The following is a 25,040-nucleotide window of genomic DNA, read 5'->3' as shown; positions in this document are numbered from 1 at the left end:
AGGCACGCATGTTAGAGCGGCCAGTTTGGTGTCGACCGTGCCACTAATTCGCCAACATTTATCCCCCGTGGCAACACACCGTAAACGCGACCACTGCCGCCCAGGCGACTGCCGATGAACGCATCACTGACGGTGCTGTTGCCGGCCTCAAGCAACAGCTTGGCCTGCAGGCCCAACGCAATGTCTTCGGTCAGTTGCCGCGCGCGGTACTGGATATCCCCGGTGTCGGCAAAGGCCGCCTTGAGGTTGCCGATGTGCACCGCCAGACGCGGATCGCCATGACCATCGCCCAACTCATCGAACAACACGTCCAGCACACCGGGCTCCTTGGACAAGGCACGCAGCACGTCCAGGCATTGCACGTTACCCGAGCCTTCCCAGGTCGAGTTGACCGGCGCCTCGCGGTACAAGCGCGGCAAGATGCTGTCCTCAACGTAACCGGCGCCGCCCATGCACTCGGCGGCTTCGTTGATCATGGCTGGCGCGCGCTTGCAGATCCAATACTTGCCCACCGCCGTGACCAGCCGCGCAAACCGCGCTTGTTGCGAATCCTCCGGCTGATCGAGGGCATGCCCCATGCGCAGGCTCAGCGCCAGGGCGGCTTCGCTTTCCAGGGCCAGGTCCGCCAGGACGTTCTGCATCAACGGCTGCTCGGCCAACAGCCGCCCGCCCACCTGACGATGAGCGCAATGGTGAGCGGCCTGGGTCAGGGCCTGGCGCATCAAGGCGCTGGAGCCGACCATGCAGTCGAAGCGGGTCATGGCAACCATTTCGATGATGGTTGGCACACCGCGCCCTTCCTCGCCAATCATCCATGCCAGAGCCCCACGAAATTCCACCTCGCTGGAGGCATTGGAGCAGTTGCCGAGTTTGTTCTTCAGACGCTGGATATAGAACTCATTGCGGCTGTCATCCGGACGATGGCGCGGCAGCAGGAAACAGCTCAGGCCCTTCTCAGTTTGCGCCAGGGTGAGGAACGCATCGCACATCGGCGCCGAACAGAACCATTTATGCCCCACCAGTTCATAGGCCTGCCCCGGCCCCGCAGCCGCCACCGGGTAAGCGCGCGTGGTGTTGGCGCGGACATCGGTGCCGCCTTGTTTTTCGGTCATGGCCATGCCCAGGGTGACCCCGACCTTGTGCCGGTCACCGATGTTACGGGGGTCGTATTGCGTGGCCAGCACCTTGGGCAGCCAGTACTCAGCCAGTTCAGGCTGCAACTTGAGCGCGGGCACCGCCGCAAAGGTCATGGTCAGCGGACATCCGCTACCGGCTTCCGCCTGGCTGTGCAGATAGGTCATCGAAGCACGGGCGACATGCGCGCCTGGGCGTGGATCAGTCCACGGCAATGACGGAAGACCATGCTCGATAGCAGTGCGCATCAGCTCATGGTAAGCCGGATGAAACTCCACCAGATCAATACGGTGGCCATAGCGGTCATGGCTGCTGAACTGCGGTTTGTTCTGGTTGGCCAGAAACCCTGCCGCCATCAGAGGCCCGCCAGCCAGCGCCCCGTAGGCATCGATCCGCGCCTCGGCCCAGCCTGCACCAAAGTGCCGCGACCATTGCTGCAACGGCAGGTCGAGGCGATACAGGTTGGCCCCGTCCAGCGATGGCGGTTGATTGGTGACTTCGTGGGTTTCAGCGTACTGGTGCAGGTTCATCAGGGGGGCCTCCTGGATCTGGACGTGACTGATATTTCAGTGAATCACGCCCCACCCCCCGGTCAAAGTGACAAATACGCCTAACTAGCCGCGATTTAACCCCTGCCGGGTCAAGGCGCGGGGCTGGCTCAAGGCAAGGTTCAGGACCAGTTCGAAGCGGCTGCCCAACCCCGGGTTCGACTCGTGCTGCAGGCGCGCGCCAATTAAGTCGGCCAATTGCCGACAAATCGCAAGGCCAATACCCAATCCGCCATATTGGCGGCTCATCGAACCATCCACCTGGAAGAAGCGCTGGTACAGGCCCGGCTCGGCGAGACGGTCAAAACCGATACCGCTGTCGCTGACACTGATGACCAAGCCAAGTAAGTCCGGCCCTTGCAGGCGTCCGCGAACCTCCAGTACAACGCCACCCTCGTGGGTGAACTTGATGCCGTTGTCGAGCAGGTAGCTGATACACAGGGCCAACTTATGCCGGTCGCCAATCAACATCTCGGGCAAATCGGCGGGCGTGTCCAGGCTCAGGTACAACCCCTTGCTCAGCGCCGCAGCGGCGTATTTGCCGCGCAGTTCCTGCAACAGGCCACGCAAGGCAAACGGCTCAAAATGCGCGCTCAAACGCCCTGCCTGCAGCTCGGTGAGAATCAGGATGTTGTCGACCATGCCCATCATGTCCTGGGCGGCGGCGCTTGCCGTGTGCTGGTATTGGGCTAGCTCATAGTCCATGGGAACGGTCTGCATCAGCTCCAGCGAACCGATAACACCATTCATCGGCGTGCGCAGTTCGTGGGTGACGGTTGCCAGGAATTCATCCTTGAGCCGATTGCTGTTGGCCAACTGCTGGTTGAGCACTTCCAGCGCCCGCCCGGTGTCACGCAGCGCCTGGGCCTGCTGGTCACGCATGCTGTTGATGCGGTCCGCCAGCGCCAGCGACAGCAGGCAGACTTCCAGCGCCGATCCGATCTGGCTGGCATACATGGTCAGGAACATATTGGGCAGGTAACCCAATACCATCAGGGTATTGATCAAGCCCCCGAGCAAGAATGCCGACCAGGCGATGATGAAGTACCGCGCCACCCGCAGGCCACGCCACCAGGCGTACACGCCAGCGGTAAAAATGCACACGGTGAACAGCAGGGCCAGCACCGTGGCCAGGCGCAGGGCGATGCCATAGCTGCTGACCAGCGACAACAACATGACCAGGCCGCCACAGGCCATCAATAGCTTGAGCACACCATCGAAGGTTCGATTGTGCTGGGCCATCTGCAGGAAGCTGCGAGCGAACTGGCAGCCAAACAATCCCGACGCGCCAATGAACAGCGGTGTGGCAGCATTTGCCCACCAGGGGTTGTCGGGCCAGAAGTAAGCGACACCGGCGCCGTTGACCGATACCTGATAGAGGCCAAACGAAGCGATATAGAGGATGTAATAGAGGTAGCTGGTGTCACGCACACTGAGGTAGATGAACAGGTTGTAGACCAGCATCCCCAGCAGCACGCCATAAATCAGGCCGAGCACATAAAAGTGGGTTGGCTGCGCTTGCACAAACGCTTCGGTAGACCACAAGGTCAATGGTGCCTGCACCGAGCCCTGGCTGTGCAAGCGCAAGTAAGCGGTGGTGGTTTGGCCGGGGCTGAACGGTAACTCGAACAGGTAGTTGTTCTGCTCGATCTGGCGGCTGGTATAGGGCAGCGCATCACCGGTGCGCTGTGCCAATCGGAACACGCCACTGCTGTCGGGCAAATAGAGTTCAAGGTGATCCAGCGGCGGGTAGGCCAGCTCCAGCAACCAACTGCGCGGCGCGGCCGAAGGCAGTGCGGTGTAACGTAAGTCGAGCTTGATCCAGAACACCGAGGTGGAATAACCGGCGTTCAACACATCAGCCTGATGGGTGCGGAAGTGCTCACTGAAAGACGGGGCACTGACCTGGGCAATACTGGCGCTGCCATCGCGGTCTTCGAATACCTGCATCACCCGCCCCAAGGGCAGGCTGCGGGTCGAGTCGTCGAAATCGACCGCCGTGGCCAGTAGTGGCAACCAGCCCAGCACAACAATCAGCAAATAGCGCATACAGCCCCAGCATGGTCTGTCCCGGTCGTGTCGCGCTGGCCTCCTGTCCGTTTGAGGCGACGCGATCCGGCAGTAACCGTTATCAATTGTTCGAGCACTCTAGCATAGCTTTTCATCGCTTCCAGGCGCCACATAAAATTTTGAAGAAAAGGCTCTAGCACGGCACTTACAGCGATAATAAAAGCAATTTTCTGACCACTTGATCAAAAAAGCTTGCTGCAGGGGCAGACCCGGCAAAAGCGATTGGTGGTAAGCTCGCGCACCATGAATACCTACAGCTCCCGCCCCGTTGTCCTCTGTCTCTCCGGCCACGACCCCAGTGGCGGCGCCGGCTTGCAGGCAGATATCGAAGCCCTGATCGCCCAAGGCTGTCACGCTGCGCCTACCGTGACCGCCCTGACTGTTCAGGATACCGTCAATGTCAGTGACTTCCGCGTCCTCGACCGCGAGTGGGTACTGGCCCAAGCCAACGCTGTGCTTACCGATTCAACGGTAGCAGCAGTCAAGCTGGGCATGCTCGGCTCGCTGGAAATGGTCGACACCGTCGTCGAACTGCTCAGCGCCCACCCCCACCTGCCGCTGGTCTGCGACCCGGTACTGCGTGCCGGCGGCGGCGGCCGTCTGGGTAAGGACGAAGTCGGCTACGCCATGCGCGAACGACTATTGCCACTGGCTACCATCGCCACCCCGAACCTCCCTGAAGCGCGCATTCTGGCCGAACTGCCGGACGGCAGCGCCGATGAGTGCGCAGAAAAACTGCTGCCCTTCGTCAGACACCTGTTGATCACCGGCGGTCACGGTGACGAACACGAAATTCACAACCGCCTGTACAGCCGCGACGGCCAGCGTCACACCTGGACCTGCCAGCGCCTGCCCGGCAGCTACCATGGTTCGGGTTGCACCCTGGCCAGCGCACTGGCCGGCCGTCTGGCCCTCGGCGAGCAGCTGCAAAGCGCGGTGCGCTCAGCCCTGGACTACACCTGGCGCACCTTGCGCGATGCCGAACAACTGGGCAAAGGCCAATATGTGCCACGTCGCCTACCCCTGGATTTCTGTTCCTGAGCCCGAGGCCATAGATGAAGCTGCGCGGTCTGTATGCCATCACTGATAGCCAACTGTTGGCGGGCAAGTTTCTGCCCTATGTTGAAGCGGCCCTTGAAGGTGGCCTGAGCCTGTTGCAATACCGTGACAAAAGCCAGGACCAGGCACGCCGCCTGCGCGAGGCCGAAGCACTGGCCGAACTCTGTGCGCGCTACAAAACGCCGTTGATCATCAACGATGATGCCGAGTTGGCCGCGCGCCTGGGTGTCGGCGTGCACCTGGGCCAGACCGACGGCCCACTGACACCAGCGCGTACCCTGCTCGGGCACGACGCAATCATCGGTTCAACCTGCCATGCCCAGCTGGAGCTGGCCGAGCAGGCGGCCCGTGAAGGCGCCAGCTATGTTGCCTTCGGCCGCTTCTTCAACTCCGTGACCAAACCGGGCGCGCCAGCAGCCGATACGGCCTTGTTGGCGCAGGCGCGTTCCCGGCTCAAATTGCCGATCTGCGCGATCGGCGGCATCACCCTGGACAACGCCGCCCCGCTGGTCGCCCATGGCGCCGACCTGCTGGCGGTGATTCACGGCCTGTTCGGCGCCGACAGCACGCAGGACGTCACCCGTCGTGCCCGCGCCTTCAATGCCCTGTTCGCTTCTGCCTGATTGAGAGAGCCCATCATGTCTCGTTCCGAAACCCTGTTCGCCAACGCCCAGAAACACATCCCCGGGGGCGTCAACTCGCCGGTGCGGGCGTTCAAGAGCGTTGGCGGCACGCCGCTGTTCTTCAAACATGCCGAAGGCGCCTACGTCACTGACGAAGACGACAAACGCTACGTCGACTACGTGGGCTCCTGGGGCCCGATGATCCTTGGCCACAGCCACCCGGACGTGCTCGACTCGGTGCGCAAACAGCTGGAACACGGGCTGTCGTATGGCGCCCCAACCGCCATGGAAACCGAGATGGCTGACCTGGTGTGCTCGATCGTGCCGTCGATGGAAATGGTGCGCATGGTCAGCTCCGGCACCGAAGCGACCATGAGCGCCATTCGTCTGGCCCGTGGTTTCACCGGCCGTGACAGCATCATCAAATTCGAAGGCTGCTACCACGGTCACTCCGACAGCCTGCTGGTAAAAGCCGGCTCCGGCCTGCTGACCCAGGGCGTACCAAGCTCCGCCGGTGTGCCCGCCGCGTTTGCCAAACACACCCTGACCCTGCCCTTCAACGACATCGCCGCCGTCGAGAAAATGCTCGCTGAAGTCGGCCAGGACGTTGCGTGCATCATCGTCGAGCCGGTGGCTGGCAACATGAACTGCGTACCGCCAGCACCTGGCTTCCTTGAAGGCCTGCGCTCGCTGTGCGACAAGCACGGCGTGGTGTTGATCTTCGACGAAGTGATGACCGGTTTCCGTGTCGCCCTGGGCGGTGCTCAAGCGCATTACGGCGTAACCCCAGACCTGTCGACCTTCGGCAAAATCGTTGGCGGCGGCATGCCAGTGGGCTGCTTCGGCGGCAAGCGCTCGATCATGGAATGCATTGCACCGCTGGGCCCGGTCTACCAGGCCGGCACCCTGTCGGGTAACCCGCTGGCTATGGCCGCTGGCCTGACCACGCTGAAACTGATCAGCCGCCCAGGCTTCCACGACGAGCTCAGCGCCTACACCAGCCGTCTGCTCGACGGCCTGCAACAACGCGCCGATGCCGCAGGCATTCCGTTCGTCACCACGCAGGCCGGCGGCATGTTCGGCCTGTACTTCAGTGGCGCTGACGATATCGTCACCTTCGATGATGTGATGGCCAGCGATGCCGAGCGCTTCAAGCGCTTCTTCCACCTGATGCTCGAAGGCGGCGTGTACCTGGCGCCAAGCGCATTTGAAGCAGGTTTCACCTCGATCGCCCACGGCGAAACCGAGCTGAAGATCACCTTGGATGCTGCTGAGCGGGCTTTCGCTAAACTCTGATTCTGGACTGATCGCGGGGCAAGCCCTCTCCTACAGAGGATAATGTAGGAGCGGGCTTGCCCCGCGATGAAGAGAAAATCGAGTAAAGACTTTGTAAGGTAGGCGCTGCTTATCCCATAATGTGCCACCAGACACTTTGGCCGCAGCTTTGCAGAGGTAAGTCGATCCCCATGAACCGCACCGGCCGCGCCCTCGCCCTGGGCTGCCTGTTGCTCCTTCAGCCCCTGCTGGCCTCGGCAGGCGGTAACTCGTTGCTGATTCCAGCAACGGGCCGCTGCACCCTCAATTCCCAGCCCGAAGACTTGCCGCAAGCCCTGGCTACCTGCCAGCAGGCTGCACAGCAAGGCGACGCGCAAGCCCAATACGAACTGGGCGAGTTCTATTACGAGGGCACCAACACCCCTCGCGACCTCAAACAAGCGCTGAACTACTTTGAACAGGCCTCGCTGCAAGGCCACGCCCAGGCCCAGTACCGCCTGGGGACCATGTTCTTCAAAGGTGAAGGGGTTGCCGCCAACAACGTGCAAGCCTACATCGTGCTGAAAATGGCCGCCGTGAACGGTGCCGAAGATGCGCTGGACCTGGCCGACGAGGTCTCCGAGCAAATGCCGCGGGAAGATCTGGAAGTGGCTACCCAAGTGCTGGGGCAGATTTTCCGCAAGTACCTGCTGGAACTGCAGACCGCCGAAGGGCGCACACCCTTCTCGCCACTCCCCTGATAGCCGGGGTTATTTTTCCGGCATTGGCATCGGAAATGGCATCACGTTGCTGACGCCACGGGCCTCACTGATTTTCGGCGTCCCCAGACGCTCGACTTCATCAATGCGCACAATCGAGTGCATCGGCACAAAGCTGCGCGTCACACCCTCGAACTGGGCCTTGAGCTTTTCCTCGCTCGGATCGACCACCACCTGGGTGCGCTCACCGAAGACAAATTCTTCAATTTCAAGGAAGCCCCACAGATCACTCTGGTAGATCTGCTTGGCATACATCTCAAACACCTGACCCTGATTGAGAAAGATTACTTTGTAGATAGGCGCTTCGCGTTTGCTCATTTCGGCGGGGACAGTCACAGGTTGTAAAGAAAGCGCAAACTATAACATAGCCCCCAATCCGAGAACGCTAGGAACCATCGCACCGCCTCCCTATAATGTGCGGTTCTTCGAATTACCTGATGATCTCCCATGGCCAAGAAGCTTTACATCGAAACCCACGGTTGCCAGATGAACGAGTACGACAGCTCGCGCATGGTCGACTTGCTGGGTGAACATCAAGCCCTGGAGGTCACTGCACGGGCCGAAGACGCCGACGTGATCCTGCTCAACACCTGCTCGATCCGCGAGCGCGCCCAGGACCGGGTGTATTCCCAGCTGGGCCGCTGGCGTGAACTCAAAGACCAGAATCCGGACATGGTGATCGCTGTCGGCGGTTGCGTGGCCAGCCAGGAAGGCGAATCCATTCGCAAGCGTGCGCCGTACGTTGACGTGGTGTTCGGCCCGCAGACCCTGCACCGTCTGCCAGAAATGATCGACGCTGCGCGCACCACCCGCCTGCCGCAGGTAGACGTCTCGTTCCCGGAAATCGAAAAGTTCGACCACCTGCCCGAGCCACGCATCGACGGGCCTACCGCCTACGTTTCGGTCATGGAAGGCTGCAGCAAGTACTGCACCTTCTGTGTGGTGCCTTACACCCGTGGCGAAGAAGTCAGCCGGCCGTTCGACGACGTGCTGTCCGAAGTCATTCACCTGGCTGAAAACGGCGTGCGTGAAATCACCCTGCTGGGGCAGAACGTCAACGGCTATCGCGGCCAGACCCACGATGGCCGCCTGGCCGACCTGGCCGAGCTGATCCGCGTGGTGGCCGCCGTCGATGGCATCGATCGCATCCGCTACACCACCTCGCACCCGCTGGAGTTCTCCGACAGCCTGATCCAGGCCCACGCCGAGGTTCCGGAACTGGTCAAGCACCTGCACCTGCCGGTGCAGTCGGGCTCTGACCGCGTGCTGGCAGCGATGAAGCGCAACCACACCATCCTCGAGTACAAGTCCAAGCTGCGCAAACTCAAGGCTGCCGTGCCGGGGATCTGCATCAGCTCGGACTTCATCGTCGGCTTCCCCGGCGAAACCGAGAAAGACTTCGAGCAAACCATGAAGCTGGTCGCCGATGTCGGCTTCGACTTCTCCTACTCGTTCGTCTACAGCCAGCGCCCGGGCACACCAGCCTCGGACCTGCCCGACGACACTTCGGAAGAGGTGAAAAAAGAACGACTCAAGGCCCTGCAGCATCGCCTCGACACCCAGGGCTTTGAAATCAGCCGACAAATGGTCGGAACGGTCCAGCGCATTCTGGTCACCGACTATTCGCGCCGCGACCCCGGCCAGTTGCAAGGGCGCACCGAGAATAACCGTATCGTCAACTTCCGCTGCGACAATCCGAAGCTGATCGGCCAGTTCGTCGACATTCACATCGACGACGCCCGCCCGCATTCGCTGTTCGGCTCGCTGGCGCATTGACCTGTCCTGCCGGGCCTTTATACAGGCCCGGCGACCCTTGATCGTTTCAGCGCTTTCGCCCTGCAGCGGCTAGGGTTATCCTTGAGACCATCTCCATTGCCGTTGGGCGGCTGAAAAACGACCTTGAACGCACCCATAGAACCTCATCGTTTCATCCTCGAACCTTTCGAGGCCCACCGCTTCGCCAATCTGTGCGGGCAGTTCGACGAGCATTTGCGCTTGATCGAGCAACGCCTGGCTATCGAAATCCGCAATCGCGGCAACCAGTTCGAATTGATCGGCGAACCCAAACACACCTCTTCTGCCGAGCAACTGCTGCGCCGTCTCTATCGCGAGACCAAGGCCACTGAGCTGTCGCCGGAAATGGTTCACCTGTTCCTACAGGAGTCTGCGGTAGAACAGCTGGAGCATCCAGCCGTCAACGAAGTCAGTGTTTCCCTGCGCACGCGCAAGGGCATGATTCGCCCACGCGGGGTGAACCAGCAGCGCTATGTGAAGGAAGTGCTGGCCAACGACATCAACTTCGGCATCGGCCCGGCAGGTACCGGCAAGACCTATCTCGCTGTAGCCTGCGCGGTCGACGCGCTGGAGCGTGAGCAGGTGCGCCGCATCCTGCTGGTGCGCCCGGCGGTCGAAGCGGGTGAAAAGCTCGGCTTCCTGCCCGGCGACCTGGCCCAGAAGATCGACCCGTACCTGCGCCCGCTGTACGACGCCCTGTATGAAATGCTCGGCTTCGAACATGTGGCCAAACTGATCGAGCGCCAGGTCATCGAGATTGCGCCGCTGGCCTACATGCGCGGACGCACCCTGAACAACAGCTTCATCATCCTCGATGAAAGCCAGAACACCACGGTCGAGCAGATGAAAATGTTCCTGACCCGTATCGGTTTCGGCTCCACGGCGGTCATTACGGGCGACATCACCCAGGTCGACCTGCCGCGTGGCACCAAATCGGGCCTGGCCCATGTGATTGAAGTGCTCAAAGACGTGCCGGGAATCAGCTTCACCCACTTCCAGCCCAAAGATGTGGTTCGCCACCCACTGGTGCAGCGTATCGTCGAGGCTTACGAGCGCTTTGACAGCCGTTCTCAGGACTCCAGCGAAGGCACTAAACGCGATGCTTGAGCTTGATCTGCAGCTGGCAAGCGATGCCCCGCACCCACGTGAAGAACAGTTCCGCCAATGGTGTGAGCTGGCCCTGCGCCAGCGCACGGCCGATTCGGAAATGACCATCCGCCTGGTCGATGAAGCCGAAGGCCGTGAGCTCAATCACACCTACCGGCACAAAGACTACGCCACCAACGTGCTGTCCTTTCCCGCTGACGTCCCTGACGACATGCTCGACATTCCCTTGCTGGGCGACCTGGTGATCTGCATCGCCGTGGTCGAACGCGAGGCGGCCGAGCAAGGCAAGTCGCTGGAAGCTCACTGGGCGCACCTGGTGATCCACGGCTGCCTGCACCTGCTGGGCTACGACCACATCGACGACGATGAGGCCGAGGAAATGGAAGCCCTGGAACGAGAATTGCTGGCTGAACTGGGTCACCCGGACCCTTACGCCGACGACGAACACGACACACCCCACACTGATATCTGCAAGGATCACGAGTAACCGCCATGAGCGAAGATCGATCGAGCAACGGGCAAAAGTCCTGGCTGGGCAAACTGACCCAGGCTTTTGCCCATGAGCCGAAAAACCGCCAGGAGCTCCTTGAGCTGCTGCGCGAAGCCCATCAGAACAAGCTGCTCGACAGCGAAGCGCTGACCATCGTTGAAGGCGCTATCCAGGTCGCCGACCTGCAAGTGCGCGACATCATGGTGCCGCGCTCGCAAATGATCAGCATCAAGGCGACGCAATCGCCTCGCGAGTTCCTGCCAGCGGTGATCGACGCTGCGCACTCGCGCTACCCGGTGGTCGGCGAAAGCCATGACGATGTGCTGGGCGTGTTGCTGGCCAAGGATCTGCTGCCACTGATCCTCAAGGACAACGGCGGCAGCTTCAATATCAAGGACCTGCTGCGCCCGGCCACCTTCGTGCCAGAGTCCAAACGCCTGAACGTGCTGCTGCGCGAGTTTCGCGCCAACCACAACCACATGGCCATCGTCATCGACGAATACGGCGGTGTGGCGGGCCTGGTGACCATCGAAGACGTGCTTGAGCAGATCGTTGGCGACATCGAAGACGAACACGACGTCGAGGAAGACAGCTACATCAAACCGTTGCCCAGCGGTGACTTCCTGATCAAAGCACTGACCCCGATCGAGAACTTCAACGAGTTCTTCGACAGTCAGTTCTCTGACGATGAGTTCGACACCGTGGGCGGCCTGGTCATGAGTGCCTTCGGCCACCTGCCAAAGCGTAACGAAACCACCGAAATCGGCCCTTATCGCTTCCGCATTCTCAATGCCGACAGCCGCCGCATTCACTTACTGCGACTGACCCCTATCACCCGTTAAGGACAACCATGCGCTGGATCACCCGCCCCGGCTGGCCCGGTAACCTGCTGGCCGTGGCGGCCGGTGCAATCACCACCCTGGCGCTGGCGCCGTTCGACATCTGGCCGCTGGCGCTGCTGGCGGTGGGTCTGTTCTACCTTGGCCTGCGCGACCTCAGCCCGCGCCAGGCACTGGGACGCGGCTGGTGCTTCGGCTTCGGCCTGTATGCCGCTGGCACCAGCTGGATCTACGTCAGCATCAACACCTATGGCGGCGCAACGCCATTGCTTGCCACCGGTTTGTTGGTGGCATTTTTTGCCGCCATTGCCTGGTTCTTTGCCCTCCCCGCCTGGGTCTGGGCGCGCTGGCTGCGGCGTAACGAGGCGCCGCTGGCCGACGCCCTGTGTTTCGCGGCCTTGTGGGTCGGCCAGGAAGCCTTTCGCGGCTGGTTCCTCACCGGTTTCCCCTGGCTTTATTCCGGTTACAGCCAACTCGACGGCCCGTTGTCCGGCCTGGCCCCTGTCGGTGGCATGTGGCTGATCTCCTTCTGCATTGCCCTGAGCGCTGCGCTGCTGTGCAACCTGCCGCGTCTGCGTGAGCGCAAGTCGTTCCTGGCCGTTGCAGTCGTACTGCTGGTAGCGCCCTGGCTGCTGGGCCTGGGCCTGAAGAACCATGCCTGGACCGAGCCTGCCGGCAAGCCGCTGACGGTTGCTGCGCTGCAAGGCAATGTCGAGCAGGAACTGAAGTGGAACCCCGAGCACGTCAATGCCCAGCTGGCGCTGTACCGTGACATGAGCTTCAGCTCCAAACCGGTCGACTTGCTGGTCTGGCCAGAAACCGCTGTGCCGATTCTCAAGGAACAAGCCCAGGGCTACCTGGACATGATGGGCAACTTCGCCGCCGAGCGGCATTCGGCGCTGATCACCGGCGTGCCGGTGCGTGAAGTGGTGCATCAGCAACGTCGCTACTACAACGGCATCACTGTGGCCGGTGAAGGCGATGGCACCTACCTCAAGCAAAAACTGGTGCCGTTTGGCGAGTACGTGCCCTTGCAGGACATGCTGCGCGGCCTGATCGCCTTCTTCGACCTACCGATGTCGGACTTTGCCCGCGGCCCTGAAGACCAGCCGCTGCTGCAAGCCAAGGGCTATCAGATCGCGCCGTACATCTGCTACGAAGTGGTCTACCCGGAATTCGCTGCCAGCCTGGCCGCGCGCAGCGACATCCTCCTGACCATCAGCAATGACACCTGGTTCGGCACCTCGATCGGCCCGCTGCAGCACCTGCAGATGGCCCAGATGCGCGCACTGGAGGCCGGTCGCTGGATGATCCGCGCCACCAACAACGGTGTCACCGGCCTGATCGACCCGTTCGGCCGCATCACCGCACAGATCCCGCAGTTCGAGCGCGGTATTCTCTACGGTGAAGTGGTACCGATGCAGCAGCTCACGCCGTACCTGCAGTGGCGCTCCTGGCCGCTGGTGATTCTCTGCGCGCTGTTGCTGGGCTGGGCTTTGCTGGCCAGCCGGGTGGCCAAAACCGTCTAATAGAACAGGCGGTATCCGAGCAGGCCGACTGCCTCATTGAGCAGTTGGCCGCTCTGCCAGATGGCTTTGCTCTCCGGCAGCCAGCCACCGAATGGGCGGGCATGGTCACGGCCGAGGAAGCCCACTGGCGCCGGGACCACGGTGAAACCTGCCTGCTCGAAGCTCCAGCGTGAGCGTTGCATGTGCCAGGCCTGAGTGACCACCACCACCCGCTTGACGCCTTCCGGCAACAATATCTGCGCACTCATCTGGGCGTTCTCCCAAGTAGTGCGGCTGCGTTCTTCCTTCCAGCGCACGCTGACACCCAAATCACGCTGCAAGGCTTCGGCCATCAGCTGCGCCTCACTCGGCGGGGTGCCGTAATGCAAACCGCCGCTGGTCAGTAACGGCAAGCCAGATGCTTTTGCCAACTGCGCGGCATAGCGCATGCGCTCCATGGCCACGCCTGTAGGTTGATCACGCAAGTCCCAGGCCGGGTCGCCGCGCTCGCGCCCGGCCCCGAGAATAACGATGGCATCGGCGTGTTCTGCCAGGTGCGCCCATTGCTCTGGGCTCAAGGCTGACTCGGTTTCCAGCAGACGCGCGCTGCGTTCGACGACAATCGGCAGGCTCATCGCCCACAGTCCACCCAACCCCAGGGCAAAGCACAGGGCAGACAGGCGCGGCCAGGAACGGCGCAGCCACCAGGCGGCAATCAACAGCAGGAACAACAGCCCGGGCGGCAGGATCATTTGTTTGATCAAATAACGAATCGGCACACGTCACCTCCTTGGAGATGCGCAGCCTAAGAGGATCGACACCTGGCAACAATAGTCAGATGCCGATCACCTGGTTTTAAGAGCATTTCCAAAGAGAGCGCACTCCGCATTGCGCCTGGGAATCCGGACGGCTATTTGAACTGCAGCGTCCTGGATTTTGCCGTGGTGATAGAGCGTTTCTTGTCCTTGAGCCAAACTACACTGGCTGAAGGAGTCGGCTCCGCTGATAGCTGTGCGCCAGAGCATCCATGCCTGCCCTCTGGAAGGGAGTCCAGATAGGCCTTGATCACATCGAATTCTGCGCGGCTAAGGCCACGCAATTCCAATTCAGCAGGCACTTCGTCGCGCAAACGAACCGAGGTTTTGGCCACTTCCAGGGCCAACCCCAAGCGATCGATCAGGCGTTCGTAAAGCTCCGGTTTTGTTACGTGAAGCTGTGACTCTCCCATCCGTTCACCTCATTGAAGATAAAATATCTCCCCCCACAAATGAGCTTAGCGCCACTCGCAAAAGCAGCCGGACGCTGCGACCAACGGCCCGCAGGCGCTCAGGCGGTGCAATCAGGGTTTCCCTCGATGGACAGGGGTCATGTATGCTAGGCCGTTCACCATTTTGACACCGGATTGCCGATGCAGCGTTTTTCAGCTGCCTGGATAAGGTCTCCCATTTCTAAGCGCAAAGTAGCCATGCACGAAACCTATCAGCCCCGCGAAATTGAAGCAGCCGCCCAAACCTATTGGGACGAGCAAAAGTCATTTGAAGTCAGCGAACAGCCAGGCAAGGAGTCTTTCTACTGCCTATCGATGTTCCCGTACCCAAGCGGCAAGCTACATATGGGCCACGTGCGCAACTACACCATCGGTGACGTGATCGCCCGTTACCAGCGCATGCAGGGCAAAAACGTTCTGCAGCCAATGGGTTGGGACGCCTTTGGCATGCCGGCCGAAAACGCAGCGATGAAAAACAACGTCGCGCCGGCCAAATGGACCTACGAAAACATCGAATACATGAAGACCCAGCTCAAGAGCCTGGGCCTGGCATTCGACTGGTCCCGCGAAGTCACCACCTGCAAGCCGGACTACTACCGCTGGGAACAGTGGCTGTTCACCCGCCTGTTCGAAAAAGGCGTGATCTACCGCAAAAACGGTACCGTGAACTGGGACCCGGCCGACCAGACCGTACTGGCCAACGAGCAAGTCATCGACGGCCGTGGCTGGCGTTCGGGCGCGCTGATCGAGAAGCGCGAAATCCCGATGTACTACTTCAAGATCACCGACTACGCCGACGAGCTGCTGGAAAGCCTCGACGAGCTGCCGGGCTGGCCTGAACAGGTCAAAACCATGCAGCGCAACTGGATCGGCAAGTCCCGTGGCATGGAAGTCCAGTTCCCCTTCGACCAGGCCAGCATCGGCCACGCCGGGGCGCTGAAAGTCTTCACCACCCGTCCGGACACCCTGATGGGCGCCACCTATGTCGCCGTCGCCGCCGAGCACCCGCTGGCCACCCAGGCCGCTCAAGGCAACCCGGAACTGCAAGCGTTCATCGATGAATGCAAAAGCGGTAGCGTCGCCGAAGCCGACGTCGCCACCCAAGAGAAAAAAGGCCTGCCGACCTCGCTGTTCGTCGAGCACCCGCTGACCGGCGAAAAACTGCCGGTATGGGTCGCCAACTACGTGCTGATGCACTACGGCGATGGCGCAGTGATGGCAGTGCCGGCGCACGACGAGCGTGACTTCGAGTTCGCCAAAAAGTACAACCTGCCGTTCAAAGCAGTGGTGCGCACCAGCCTCGGCGACGACGTCGCTGCCGAGTGGGATGCCGCCTGCGGCGAGCACGGTGTACTGATCAACTCCGGCGAGTTCGACGGCCTGGACTTCCCGGGTGCCTTCGACGCCATCGAAGTAGCCCTGATCAAAAAAGAGCTCGGCAAATCGCGCACCCAGTTCCGTCTGCGTGACTGGGGTATCAGCCGTCAGCGTTACTGGGGCTGCCCGATCCCGATCATCCACTGCCCATCCTGTGGCGATGTGCCGGTACCTGAGGATCAGTTGCCCGTCACCTTGCCTGAAGATGTCGTACCGGATGGTGCCGGTTCGCCACTGGCACGCATGCCAGAATTCTACGAATGCACCTGCCCGAAATGCGGCACCGCAGCCAAGCGCGAAACCGACACCATGGACACCTTCGTTGAGTCGTCCTGGTACTTCGCCCGTTACGCCTCGCCGAACTACGAGGGTGGCCTGGTCGATCCAAAAGCAGCCAACCACTGGCTGCCGGTCGATCAGTACATCGGTGGTATCGAACACGCGATCCTGCACCTGCTGTACGCACGCTTCTTCCACAAGCTGATGCGTGACGAAGGTCTGGTGACCTCCAACGAGCCGTTTAAGAACCTGCTGACCCAAGGCATGGTCGTGGCCGAAACCTACTACCGCGTTGCCAGCAACGGCGGTAAAGACTGGTTCAACCCGGCGGACGTCGAAGTCGAGCGTGACGCCAAGGCCAAGATCATCGGCGCACGCCTGAAAACCGACGGCTTGCCTGTCGAGATCGGCGGCACCGAGAAGATGTCCAAGTCGAAGAACAACGGCGTTGACCCGCAGGCGATGATCGAAGCCTACGGTGCCGACACCTGCCGTCTGTTCATGATGTTCGCCTCGCCGCCCGATATGAGCCTGGAATGGTCCGATTCCGGTGTCGAAGGTGCCAGCCGCTTCCTGCGCCGTGTCTGGCGTTTGGCCCAGGCCCACGTCAGCCAAGGCCTGCCAGGCAAGCTGGACGTTGCCGCCCTGGACGATGCGCAAAAAGTGATCCGTCGCGCCATTCACGCGGCAATCAAGCAGGCCAGCATCGATGTCGGCCAGTTCCACAAGTTCAACACCGCCATCGCCCAGGTGATGACCCTGATGAACGTGCTGGAAAAAGCGCCGCAAGCCAGCGAACAAGACCGCGCCCTGATGCAGGAAGGCCTGGAAGCCGTTGCCTTGCTGCTGGCCCCGATCACCCCGCACATCAGCCATGAGCTGTGGCATCGCCTGGGTCACCAGGGTGCAGTGATCGACGCTGGCTGGCCGGCAGTCGACGAAAGTGCCCTGGTTCAGGACAGCATCGTGCTGGTCATTCAGGTCAACGGCAAACTGCGCGGGCAGATCGAAATGCCGGCCGGCGCCAGCCGTGAAGAGGTCGAAGCCGCTGCTCGCAGCAACGAGAACGTGCTGCGTTTCACCGAAGGCCTGAGCATCCGCAAGGTCATCGTGGTACCGGGCAAGCTGGTCAACATCGTCGCCAACTGACAGGAATACCGGCCCGCCTGAACAGCGGGCCGGTGCACAGAATCGGCCCACAAGGGAGCAACAAGATGATCAAACGCAATCTGCTGGTAATGGGCCTGGCTGTGATGCTCAGTGCCTGCGGTTTCCAGCTGCGTGGTACCGGCAACAGTGAGCTGAGCATCAAGGAACTGGACGTCAGCGCACGCAACGCCTATGGCGAAACCGTGACCCAACTGCGTCAGGCCCTGAAAAGCAGCGGCGTCAATGTTTACGCCGGCGCACCGTACAAACTGGTACTGACCAACGAAGCCGAGTCCCAGCGCGCAGCCACCTACTCCGGCTCCGGCAGCACTGCCGAGTATGAGCTGACTACCGTACTGAGCTACAGCATCAACGGCCTGAACAACACCAACCTGCTCAACGACAAGCTTGAAGTGCGCAAGGTCTATGTGTACGACGGCAACAACATCACCGGTGGCGACCAGGACGCGGCACAAACCCGCGAAGAAATGCGCCGCGACCTGGTGCAGAGCATGATGGTACGCCTGCAACTGCTGACCCCAAGCCAGCTCGACCAGTTGCAAGTGGAAGCCGACGCACGCGCCAAGGCTGAAGCCGAAGCCGTGGAAGCGGCCCGCCGCGCTCAAGACGAAACACCTCAGCAGTCGCCGCTGCAACTGCCGATCAACTGAGCCTGAACGGGGCACTTCGGTGCCCCGCCTGCGATCATGAAACTCGCCCCCGCCCAACTTAACAAGCACCTGCAAGGTAGCCTGGCGCCGGTCTACGTGATCAGTGGCGACGACCCACTGCTCTGTCAGGAAGCCGCCGACGCGGTACGTGCCGCCGCACGCCAGCAAGGCTTTGACGAGCGCCAGGTGTTCAGTGCCGATGCCAACTTCGACTGGGGCACCCTGCTCCAGGCCGGCGCCAGCCTTTCGTTGTTCGCCCAGCGGCGCCTGCTGGAACTGCGCCTGCCGTCCGGCAAACCGGGAGACAAAGGCGCTGCTGCGCTGATCGAGTACTGCTCACGCCCTGCTGAAGACACCTTGCTGCTGATCAGCTTGCCCAAACTCGACGGCAGTGCGCAGAAAACCAAGTGGGGCAAAGCCCTGGTCGAAGGGCAACAGGTCCAGTTCATACAGATCTGGCCCGTCGATGCCCAGCAACTGCCACAGTGGATCAATCAGCGCCTGACCCAGGCCGGGCTGTCTGCCCAACGCGACGCCGTCGACCTGATCGCGGCACGGGTTGAAGGCAACCTGCTGGCTGCGGCGCAGGAAATCGAAAAGCTCAAGCTGCTGGCCGAAGGCAATCAAATCACGGTCGAAACCGTGCAAGCGGCGGTTGCCGACAGTGCACGCTTCGATGTGTTCGGCCTGGTCGATGCCATCCTCAACGGCGAAGCCGCTCACGCCCTGCGCATGCTTGAAGGCCTGCGCGGCGAAGGGGTCGAGCCACCGGTGATTCTCTGGGCCCTGGCCCGTGAGTTGCGGGTACTGGCGGGCCTGGCCCAGCAATTCAGCCAGGGTGTACCGCTGGACAAGGCCTTCAGCCAAGCCAGGCCACCGGTCTGGGACAAACGCAAACCGCTGATGAGCAAGGCCCTGCAACGCCTGTCGGCGCAGCGCTGGAGCCAACTGCTGCAAGATGCGCAACGCATTGACGCGCAGATCAAAGGCCAGGCACAGGGCTCACCCTGGACCAGCCTGGCGCGCTTGTCGCTGTTGATGGCCGGGCAGCGGTTGCCATTGCCGGCAGAGTGATATCAATCGCGGGGCAAGCCCGCTCCCACAGGTGTTGACCAATCTCTGTGGGAGCGGGCTTGCCCCGCGAACTCTTCGCCCCTATATTGCGCCCAACGCCACCAAAGGAGCCCCTGCCATGAGCAAAAAGTCCCGGCCCAACAAGGCCAAATCCATCGTCGCCCAGCCCATGTTCCGCAGCCGCCAGGAACGCGCCGGCAAAGGCAAAGGCAGCTACCGCCGCGAAGCCTTCCAATCGAGAGATTGGGAGGCTTTTTACTTTTTGATCGCATAAAAGCAAGAAATCGACAGGCATGGTATGGTCGGCACCTGACCTGTAATACCTGGACCTGTGCATGCCCTTTTGTCTTTCCCATCGCTGGCAACCTCGCCAGCTGATTGCTGCCTCCAGCCTCATCCTGCTTGTCGCCTGCGCGGAAAAACCCACTGCCGCCGATGCGCTGCCGCTGGCCCCTGCCCAGCCAGCTCCGGTTGTGACCGTGCCAAACCCGGCTGTCGACACCAGCACTGAAATTCAACCGTTACAAACTTTTGCCCAGTGGCAAGCGGGCTTCCGTCAGCAAGCCCTGCAAGCGGGCATCAATGCCGGCACCTTTGACCGCGCATTCCTCGGCGTCACGCCCGACATGGACGTGATCAAAGCCGACCGTAGCCAGCCGGAATTCACCCGTCCGGTCTGGGAGTACCTTGACGGTGCCCTGTCGCCAGTACGCGTGCGCAACGGTAAAGCGCTGCTGGAAAAACACGCAGCCCTGTTGAGCCAGATCGAACAACGTTATGGCGTTGACCGCGATGTCCTGGTTTCGGTCTGGGGCATGGAAAGCAACTTCGGCCAGTTTCAGGGCAGCAAGTCGGTGATCCGTTCCCTGGCCACCCTCGCCTACGAAGGCCGGCGCCCGGCGTTCGCCCAGGCGCAACTGATCGCAGCCCTGCAGATCCTGCAAAACGGCGACATCCAGCCCGACGCCATGAAAGGTTCCTGGGCCGGAGCCATGGGCCAGACCCAGTTCATCCCCACCACCTACAACACCCACGCGGTGGACTTCGATGGTGACGGACGTCGCGACATCTGGAACAGTTCTGCCGATGCCCTGGCGTCCACCGCCCACTACCTGCAAAGCTCCGGCTGGAAGCGTGGTGAACCTTGGGGCTTTGAAGTGCAACTGGCACCGGGCTTCGATTACTGGCTGGCCGATGGCAGCCAACGCAAAACCGTGTCCGAGTGGATGCAGCTGGGCCTGAAACTGCCAGCTGGGGTGCGCCTGCCTGCGGGCAGTGAGCAATTGTCCGCTGCCCTGTTGCTACCGGCGGGCTACCGCGGGCCTGCATTCCTGGTGCTGGATAACTTCCGTGCCATTCTCAAGTACAACAACTCGTCGTCCTATGCGATGGCGGTAGGCCTGCTCAGCGAGCGCTTCTCGGGTTCGGGTTACATCGCCGGTAGTTGGCCGAAAGACGACCTGCCGCTGAGCCGCAGCGAGCGCGTGGAGTTGCAAACGCTGCTCAGCGCCAGGAACTTCGACGCCGGTGCCGCCGACGGCATTATCGGCGCCAACACCCGCAAAGCGATTCGCAACGCGCAGCAGTCACTGGGCTGGCCAGCCGATGGCTATCCGACCCATAAGCTGCTGGAGAGTCTGCGTCAGCGTTGAGCCCTTCGCGGGGCAAGCCCGCTCCCACACAACCGGTGGGAGCGGGCTTGCCCCGCGATGATGTTCAAACAAACAAATCCTGCCCCAGGCGCAAACTCTTGCGATCAGCATCCAGCTGCACCTGAGCCCCCAACGGCAAGGTAATGGTGGGATCGCAATGACCGCTGCGCCAACCCGCCAGCACCGGAATCTGCAGCGGCTCGAACGTTTCCCGCAGCAGCGGCGTCAGCCCTTCCAGCGTAAGCCCGGCGACATCGCCCACCAACACCCCACGCAACCCCTCGAACTTGCCAGCCAGGCGCAGTTGAGTCAGCAAGCGGTCGATGCGGTACAGCGGCTCGTTCACATCCTCGAAAAACAGGATGCCATCCTCGCAATGCAGTTCGGCCGGCGTGCTCAAGGTTGCGCACAGCATGGCCAGATTCCCGCCCAACAAACGCCCTGAGGCCGCGCCAGAGACGATTGTGCTCAATGGGTAGGCCTGTGGGTGCTCTATTACATCACCACACCTTAAACGCCCGTGAAGCAGGTCGAACAGTGACGAAAGGGTCGGTGCCTGTTTATTTGCCAGCAGTTCGGACTTGAGCATCGCACCATGGAAGGTCACGAAGCCGGCATGCCGGGCAATGGCGCCGTGCAACGCGGTGATGTCGCTGTAGCCGACCAGCGGCTTTGGGTTATTGCGCAACAGCTCGAAGTCCAGGCCCTCAAGCAGGCGCATGCTGCCGTAGCCACCACGCAGGCAAATGATCGCATCAACGTCGGTTGCAGCGAACGCTGCATGCAAGTCAGCCAGACGATGCTCATCGCTCCCGGCCAGATAGCCTTGCGCCTCGGTCACCCCCGGGTAGATCCGGCATTGATACCCACGCGCCTCAAACCACTCGATCGCCTTGAGCGTATCGAGCTGGGCCGGGCCAGCCGGTGCGATGATGGCGATACGCCCCGTGGCGGACAGCGCTTTTGGCAACATCGAACAACCTGAGTGCAGCTCAGGCCGATGATCGATAGGAAGATTCATCCAGACAGCTCCTTGTTCGGACTTGAGCATCAAACATAGCGCTGCTGACGCTCAAATTGCGTGCGGAAAAAATGCCGGAAACAAAAATGCCGATGCTGCTGGCAAGCAGGCATCGGCATTGATAACAGCCGGGATCAGAGCTTGATCTTGGCCTCGTGCGCCTGTTGGTCGGCATGGTACGAGGAACGTACCAGCGGGCCGGAGGCGACGTTCTTGAAGCCCATCTTGTAGCCTTCTTCGGCGAACCAGGCAAAGGTGTCCGGGTGCACGAAGCGCTGTACTGGCAAGTGGCTGCGCGATGGCTGCAGGTACTGGCCCAGCGTCAGCATGTCGATATTGTGCTCGCGCATGCGGTGCATCACTTCGATGACTTCTTCGTCGGTTTCGCCCAGGCCCAGCATCAAACCGGACTTGGTCGGTACGTGCGGCACCAGTTCCTTGAACTTCTGCAGCAGGGTCAGCGACCACTGGTAGTCGGAACCCGGACGCGCCGCTTTGTACAGGCGTGGCACGGTTTCCAAGTTGTGGTTGAACACGTCTGGCGGCGTCTCGGCGGTAATCGCCAGGGCAACGTCCATACGGCCACGGTAGTCAGGTACCAGGGTTTCCAGCTGGACACCCGGCGACAGCGCGCGGATTTCACGGATGCAGTCGGCAAAGTGCTGGGCACCGCCGTCGCGCAGGTCATCACGGTCTACCGAGGTGATCACCACGTACTTCAGGCGCAGGTCGGCAATGGCCACCGCCAGGTTCTTCGGCTCGTCGACATCCAGAGGCTTCGGACGGCCGTGACCAACGTCGCAGAACGGGCAACGACGGGTGCAGATGTCACCCATGATCATGAAGGTAGCAGTACCGCCGGAGAAGCACTCACCCAGGTTCGGGCAAGAAGCCTCTTCGCACACGCTGTGCAGCTTGTGTTTGCGCAGCAGTTGCTTGATACGGTCGACTTCCGGCGAAACCGGGATACGCACGCGAATCCAGTCAGGTTTCTTCGGCAGCTCGTCGGTAGGGATGATCTTTACCGGGATACGCGCGACTTTTTCCGCGCCACGCAGTTTGACACCCGCCTCGACCTTGGGCCGCGGCGCCGGTGTCACACTTTGCACTGGTTCTTGCACAACAGTAGTCATATTCAGAATATTCCGCCCGTAAGGGTCGTCTGCTCAGCATAGTCGAGGTGCTTGACCAGCTGCCCGCGCAGCCTTGCCCTTACCTCAGAGAGTTCGATCGAGCCTGCCTGGTCGCGCAGCTGGGTCATGGCCAGCCCCGCATACCCGCAGGGGTTAATCCGGCGGAATGGCGCAAGGTCCATGTCCACGTTCAAGGCAAGGCCATGGAAAGAACAGCCATTGCGAATCCGCAGGCCGAGGGAGGCGATCTTCGCCCCATCGACATAAACGCCCGGAGCGTCGGGCTTGGCCGACGCCTCAACGTTGTAACTGGCCAGCAACTCGATCAGGCAGCGTTCGATCCGGGAAACCAGATCACGCACGCCAAAGCCGAGGCGGCGAACATCCAACAACAAATAAGCCACCAACTGGCCAGGCCCGTGATAGGTCACCTGGCCGCCCCGGTCGGTCTGCACCACCGGAATATCACCGGGCACCAGCAGGTGCTCGGCCTTGCCCGCCTGGCCCTGGGTGAACACCGCCGGGTGCTCCACCAGCCAGACTTCGTCACCGGTTTCAGGGCCACGCTGGTCGGTAAACCGCTGCATGGCCTGGAGCACCGGCTCGTAAGGCAATAATCCCAGATCGCGAAAGCCGAGGCTTGCGGACATCACAGCACCATTTTCACGATGCCGGTAGCACGCAGGGCGCTGTTGATGTTGTGCAGTTGCTCTTCGCCGGTAGCGACGATGTGCAGTTGTACGGTGGTGTACTTGCCTTCCTTGCTCTGGCGCTCGGCCAGGGTCTTGAGATCGACTTCAGCGTATTTCTTGAGGATCTCGATCACCGTGTCTTTGAAATTGACCACGGTGTCACCGATTACCTTGATCGGGTAGTCAGCGCAGGGGAATTCGATTTTGTGCGATTTGTCAGCTTCGGTCATGGCAGTAACGGCCTCGTAAGCCGTGGCAACAACAACGCCCCCGCATGCGTTAGCGGGGGCGTGGCAGGTCACGATATCAGTTGAACAGCCCGTAGAAGAATAGACGAATGCTATCCCACACCCGGCCGAAGAAACCAGCTTCCTCAACAGCGTCCAGCGCGATCAGATCAGCGCTGTGAACAACGTTGTCATCCAGTTTGACTTCCACTTTACCGATCACGTCACCTTTGGCGATTGGCGCGGTCAGTTGTGGGTTCATGGTCATGCTTGCAGCCAGTTTCTTCAATTGGCCTTTAGGCAAAGTCATGGTCAGGTCTTGAGCCAGACCGGCCTTGACCTGATTGGATGCGCCTTTCCAGACTTGCGCCTGAGCCAGCTCGGTGCCCTTCTGGTAGAAGGTCTGGGTTTCGAAGAAACGGAAACCGTAGGTCAGCAGCTTCTGGGTTTCGGCGGCACGGGCCTGCTCGCTGTTGGTGCCGAAGACCACGGCAATCAGACGCATGCCATCACGGACAGCCGAAGACACCATGCAGTAGCCGGCTTCGTCGGTGTGGCCGGTTTTCAGACCGTCGACGGTCTTGTCGCGCCACAGCAGCAGGTTGCGGTTAGGCTGCTTGATGTTGTTCCAGAAGAACTCTTTCTGCGAGTAGATCGCATAGTGAGCCGGGTCTTCGTGGATGATCGCACGGGCCAGCACGGCCATGTCGTGAGCCGACGAGTAATGCTCCGGGTGCGGCAAGCCAGTCGGGTTCATGAAGTGACTGTTGGTCATGCCCAGATCGGTAGCAGTCTTGTTCATCATGTCGGCGAACGCGTCTTCGCTGCCGGCAATGTGCTCGGCCAGGGCGACACTGGCGTCGTTACCCGACTGAATGATGATGCCGTGCAGCAGGTCGCTGACGCTGACCTGGGTGCCGACCTTGATGAACATCCGCGAACCACCGGTGCGCCAGGCGTTTTCGCTGACGGTGACAGGGTCGTTCTCGCCGATCTGCCCGCGACGGATATCCAGGGTCGCAATATAGGCGGTCATCAGCTTGGTCAGGCTGGCCGGCGGCAAACGCTCGTCACCATTGTTCTCGACCAGGACATTACCGCTGGAGGCTTCCATGAGCACGTAGGACTTGGCTGCCAGTTGTGGCGGCGACGGCATCATCTGCTCTGCCGCGAAAGCGGCAGGGGTGATCATCAGCGGAACAAGCAGGCAAAGGCGTTTGGCAAAGGTGGTGATGTTCATCCGTCTCTCGAAATGGCTAATGGGCTCATGCCCTTATGGGCAAAACGTATTCA

24 protein-coding genes are annotated in these 25,040 nt (G+C 61.1%); 14 read left to right on the top strand and 10 right to left on the bottom strand.

Features of this window, described 5'->3' with window-relative positions; translation table 11 throughout:
- Window positions 1-11 precede the first annotated feature (11 nt).
- Together ACP6KB_RS03555 and ACP6KB_RS03550 are read right to left on the bottom strand one after the other, a co-directional pair.
- Window positions 12-1,664 carry an acyl-CoA dehydrogenase family protein gene (locus ACP6KB_RS03555; RefSeq protein ID WP_442112074.1) on the bottom strand — a complete coding sequence of 551 codons (1,653 nt, stop codon included), beginning with the start codon at window positions 1,662-1,664 and terminating at the stop codon, window positions 12-14.
- An 84-nt stretch (window positions 1,665-1,748) separates the two neighbouring features.
- A complete protein-coding gene (locus ACP6KB_RS03550) occupies window positions 1,749-3,731 on the bottom strand; it encodes a sensor histidine kinase (RefSeq protein ID WP_442112073.1) in 1,983 nt (660 codons plus the stop codon).
- A 264-nt stretch (window positions 3,732-3,995) separates the two neighbouring features.
- Between ACP6KB_RS03550 and ACP6KB_RS03545 the strand changes: the two genes are divergently transcribed.
- The 4 genes from ACP6KB_RS03545 to ACP6KB_RS03530 all read left to right on the top strand — a co-directional run bounded on the left by ACP6KB_RS03545 (window position 3,996) and on the right by ACP6KB_RS03530 (window position 7,449).
- Entirely contained in the window at window positions 3,996-4,793 is a 798-nt protein-coding gene (locus ACP6KB_RS03545) for a hydroxymethylpyrimidine/phosphomethylpyrimidine kinase (RefSeq protein WP_442112072.1), read from the top strand.
- 14 nt (window positions 4,794-4,807) lie between these two features.
- Window positions 4,808-5,434, top strand: coding sequence for a thiamine phosphate synthase (gene thiE, locus ACP6KB_RS03540; RefSeq protein WP_442112071.1), 627 nt, complete (start codon window positions 4,808-4,810; stop codon window positions 5,432-5,434).
- Window positions 5,435-5,449: 15 nt separating this feature from the next.
- Complete coding sequence (gene hemL / locus ACP6KB_RS03535) at window positions 5,450-6,730, top strand: glutamate-1-semialdehyde 2,1-aminomutase (RefSeq protein ID WP_442112070.1); 1,281 nt, start codon at window positions 5,450-5,452, stop codon at window positions 6,728-6,730.
- A 170-nt stretch (window positions 6,731-6,900) separates the two neighbouring features.
- Window positions 6,901-7,449: a tetratricopeptide repeat protein gene (locus tag ACP6KB_RS03530; protein WP_442112069.1), complete on the top strand. Its 549-nt coding sequence runs from the start codon at window positions 6,901-6,903 to the stop codon at window positions 7,447-7,449.
- Between the two features lie 9 nt (window positions 7,450-7,458).
- On the opposite strand, the gene ACP6KB_RS03525 is transcribed toward ACP6KB_RS03530, so the two are convergent.
- Window positions 7,459-7,785 (bottom strand): DUF1820 family protein, encoded by a 327-nt coding sequence (locus tag ACP6KB_RS03525; protein ID WP_133210402.1) that lies wholly within the window; start codon window positions 7,783-7,785, stop codon window positions 7,459-7,461.
- A 129-nt stretch (window positions 7,786-7,914) separates the two neighbouring features.
- Here ACP6KB_RS03525 and miaB point away from each other — a divergent pair, with 129 nt between their 5' ends.
- From miaB to lnt, 5 genes are all read left to right on the top strand, one after another.
- Window positions 7,915-9,243 (top strand): tRNA (N6-isopentenyl adenosine(37)-C2)-methylthiotransferase MiaB, encoded by a 1,329-nt coding sequence (gene miaB / locus ACP6KB_RS03520; protein WP_442112068.1) that lies wholly within the window; start codon window positions 7,915-7,917, stop codon window positions 9,241-9,243.
- Between the two features lie 123 nt (window positions 9,244-9,366).
- Window positions 9,367-10,368: a PhoH family protein gene (locus ACP6KB_RS03515; RefSeq protein ID WP_442112067.1), complete on the top strand. Its 1,002-nt coding sequence runs from the start codon at window positions 9,367-9,369 to the stop codon at window positions 10,366-10,368.
- Entirely contained in the window at window positions 10,361-10,855 is a 495-nt protein-coding gene (ybeY, locus tag ACP6KB_RS03510; RefSeq protein ID WP_442112066.1) for an rRNA maturation RNase YbeY, read from the top strand. Before ACP6KB_RS03515 ends, ybeY begins: the two co-directional genes overlap by 8 nt.
- 5 nt (window positions 10,856-10,860) lie before the next feature.
- Window positions 10,861-11,700 carry an HlyC/CorC family transporter gene (locus ACP6KB_RS03505; protein ID WP_442112065.1) on the top strand — a complete coding sequence of 280 codons (840 nt, stop codon included), beginning with the start codon at window positions 10,861-10,863 and terminating at the stop codon, window positions 11,698-11,700.
- Between the two features lie 8 nt (window positions 11,701-11,708).
- Window positions 11,709-13,226 carry an apolipoprotein N-acyltransferase gene (gene lnt, locus ACP6KB_RS03500; RefSeq protein ID WP_442112064.1) on the top strand — a complete coding sequence of 506 codons (1,518 nt, stop codon included), beginning with the start codon at window positions 11,709-11,711 and terminating at the stop codon, window positions 13,224-13,226.
- Here lnt and ACP6KB_RS03495 read toward each other — a convergent pair.
- Together ACP6KB_RS03495 and ACP6KB_RS03490 are read right to left on the bottom strand one after the other, a co-directional pair.
- The gene (locus ACP6KB_RS03495) at window positions 13,223-13,984 is read right to left on the bottom strand and encodes a YdcF family protein (RefSeq protein ID WP_442112063.1); all 762 of its coding nucleotides are present in this window, start codon (window positions 13,982-13,984) and stop codon (window positions 13,223-13,225) included. The genes lnt and ACP6KB_RS03495 overlap by 4 nt on opposite strands.
- Window positions 13,985-14,115: 131 nt before the next feature.
- Window positions 14,116-14,433: a hypothetical protein gene (locus ACP6KB_RS03490; RefSeq protein WP_442112062.1), complete on the bottom strand. Its 318-nt coding sequence runs from the start codon at window positions 14,431-14,433 to the stop codon at window positions 14,116-14,118.
- Between the two features lie 237 nt (window positions 14,434-14,670).
- Here ACP6KB_RS03490 and leuS point away from each other — a divergent pair, with 237 nt between their 5' ends.
- The 5 genes from leuS to ACP6KB_RS03465 all read left to right on the top strand — a co-directional run bounded on the left by leuS (window position 14,671) and on the right by ACP6KB_RS03465 (window position 20,674).
- Window positions 14,671-17,277: a leucine--tRNA ligase gene (leuS, locus tag ACP6KB_RS03485; RefSeq protein ID WP_442112061.1), complete on the top strand. Its 2,607-nt coding sequence runs from the start codon at window positions 14,671-14,673 to the stop codon at window positions 17,275-17,277.
- Between the two features lie 65 nt (window positions 17,278-17,342).
- Window positions 17,343-17,948, top strand: coding sequence for an LPS-assembly lipoprotein LptE (locus tag ACP6KB_RS03480; protein ID WP_442112060.1), 606 nt, complete (start codon window positions 17,343-17,345; stop codon window positions 17,946-17,948).
- A gap of 36 nt (window positions 17,949-17,984) precedes the next feature.
- The gene (gene holA, locus ACP6KB_RS03475; protein ID WP_442112059.1) at window positions 17,985-19,022 is read left to right on the top strand and encodes a DNA polymerase III subunit delta; all 1,038 of its coding nucleotides are present in this window, start codon (window positions 17,985-17,987) and stop codon (window positions 19,020-19,022) included.
- Window positions 19,023-19,140: 118 nt separating this feature from the next.
- Complete coding sequence (gene arfA, locus ACP6KB_RS03470) at window positions 19,141-19,296, top strand: alternative ribosome rescue factor ArfA (protein ID WP_442112058.1); 156 nt, start codon at window positions 19,141-19,143, stop codon at window positions 19,294-19,296.
- A 61-nt stretch (window positions 19,297-19,357) separates the two neighbouring features.
- Complete coding sequence (locus ACP6KB_RS03465) at window positions 19,358-20,674, top strand: lytic murein transglycosylase (RefSeq protein WP_442112057.1); 1,317 nt, start codon at window positions 19,358-19,360, stop codon at window positions 20,672-20,674.
- Between the two features lie 64 nt (window positions 20,675-20,738).
- Here the strand turns inward: ACP6KB_RS03465 and ACP6KB_RS03460 are convergent, their stop codons facing one another.
- From ACP6KB_RS03460 to ACP6KB_RS03440, 5 genes are all read right to left on the bottom strand, one after another.
- Complete coding sequence (locus tag ACP6KB_RS03460) at window positions 20,739-21,695, bottom strand: S66 peptidase family protein (protein WP_442112056.1); 957 nt, start codon at window positions 21,693-21,695, stop codon at window positions 20,739-20,741.
- Between the two features lie 134 nt (window positions 21,696-21,829).
- The gene (gene lipA, locus ACP6KB_RS03455; RefSeq protein WP_010222903.1) at window positions 21,830-22,828 is read right to left on the bottom strand and encodes a lipoyl synthase; all 999 of its coding nucleotides are present in this window, start codon (window positions 22,826-22,828) and stop codon (window positions 21,830-21,832) included.
- Window positions 22,829-22,830: 2 nt separating this feature from the next.
- The gene (lipB, locus tag ACP6KB_RS03450; RefSeq protein ID WP_442112055.1) at window positions 22,831-23,478 is read right to left on the bottom strand and encodes a lipoyl(octanoyl) transferase LipB; all 648 of its coding nucleotides are present in this window, start codon (window positions 23,476-23,478) and stop codon (window positions 22,831-22,833) included.
- The gene (locus ACP6KB_RS03445; RefSeq protein WP_128323087.1) at window positions 23,478-23,750 is read right to left on the bottom strand and encodes a DUF493 domain-containing protein; all 273 of its coding nucleotides are present in this window, start codon (window positions 23,748-23,750) and stop codon (window positions 23,478-23,480) included. Before ACP6KB_RS03445 ends, lipB begins: the two co-directional genes overlap by 1 nt.
- 76 nt (window positions 23,751-23,826) lie before the next feature.
- A complete protein-coding gene (locus ACP6KB_RS03440) occupies window positions 23,827-24,987 on the bottom strand; it encodes a D-alanyl-D-alanine carboxypeptidase family protein (protein ID WP_442112054.1) in 1,161 nt (386 codons plus the stop codon).
- Window positions 24,988-25,040 lie beyond the last annotated feature (53 nt).

Source organism: Pseudomonas sp. NUPR-001 (assembly GCF_052147955.1).
Lineage (GTDB): Bacteria > Pseudomonadota > Gammaproteobacteria > Pseudomonadales > Pseudomonadaceae > Aquipseudomonas.
This window is presented reverse-complemented; position numbering and strand designations above follow the sequence as displayed.